The sequence below is a fragment of the Salipiger sp. HF18 genome, assembly GCF_011806505.1.
Lineage (GTDB): Bacteria > Pseudomonadota > Alphaproteobacteria > Rhodobacterales > Rhodobacteraceae > Salipiger > Salipiger thiooxidans.
In genome coordinates this window covers 1-1,109 of sequence record NZ_JAATOS010000811.1, presented here as the reverse complement: position 1 = coordinate 1,109, position 1,109 = coordinate 1, and the positions used below count along the sequence as shown (strand labels likewise).

At 69.2% G+C, this 1,109-nt stretch carries 1 protein-coding gene; it reads right to left on the bottom strand.

The window, feature by feature from the left end:
• Window positions 1-62: 62 nt before the first annotated feature.
• The coding region (locus HC022_RS27170) for a DUF6537 domain-containing protein (RefSeq protein WP_175583757.1) at window positions 63-1,109 on the bottom strand (1,047 nt) is incomplete at its 5' end.

The window sequence follows — 1,109 nt, the reverse complement described above, 5'->3', positions numbered from 1 at the left end:
GGTCTGAATGGCGTCTTCGGGAACGCTACGCGGACGGGGAATACCCCGTCCGCGCGGCTCCGTCACTCTGCCGCGCGGGCGAGCGGTGCGCCGCCCTGGCGGATGGCCGAGAGCAGTTCCTCGCGGCGCTTGGCGGCCTCCTGCTCGTTCTTCTCCTTGACCGGGCCGAAGCCGCGGATGCGCAGCGGCAGCTCGGCCAGCGCCACGGTGGCGTCGAGCGTCTCGGGGCTGAGCTTGGGCAGGACCTCGGCCATGTCGGCCTCGTACTGCGTGATCAGCGCGCGCTCCATCCGGCGCTCGTCGGTGCGGCCGAACGGGTCGAACCACGTGCCGCGCAGCCCCTTGAGCTTCGCCAGCAGCCCGAAGGCCCGCAGCATCCCCTCGCCATAGGTCTTCTTGACCGGGCGGCCGTCGGGGCCGGTCTTCGACAGCATCGGCGGCGCGAGGTGGAACTTCATCTCGAAGCCCTCCTCGAAGGTGCCGAGCGCCTTCTCACGGGTCTCGAGGTGCAGACGGGCGACCTCGTACTCGTCCTTGTAGGCAAGCAGCTTGTGGTAACCGAGCGCCACCGCCTCGCGCAGACGCGGATCCTCGATGCCGTCGACCAGCGCGCGATAGCGCCGGGCCAGCCGCTTGCCCTGGTAGGCCACCAGGTGGTTCTCGCGGAAGGCGATGCGCTGCTCGAGCGTCTTCGGCTTCTCGACCACCTTCGGCGTGACCATGGCCTCGGCCTCGGCCGGGTGGAGCATCGCCCAGCGGCCGATCTCGAAGGCGCGCAGGTTGCGCTCGACCGCGGCGCCGTTGAGGCGGATGGCCTCGGCGATGGCGTCATGCGGCAGCGGCACGAGACCCTGCTGCCACGATGCGCCAAGGATCATCATGTTCGAGAAGATCGAGTCGCCCATGGTGACCCGCGCCAGCTCGGTCGCATCGAAGAGCCGCGCACGATCCTGCATTCGCGCCTCAAGAGCGAGCCGCAACCTGTCGGCAGGCAAAGAGAATTCCGTGTTGCGGGCGAACTCTCCAGTGATGATCTCGTGGCTGTTCACCACGGCGCCGGTGCGGCCACTGCGGGTCAGGCCGAGCGTCTTGGCTCCGGCGCTCACCAC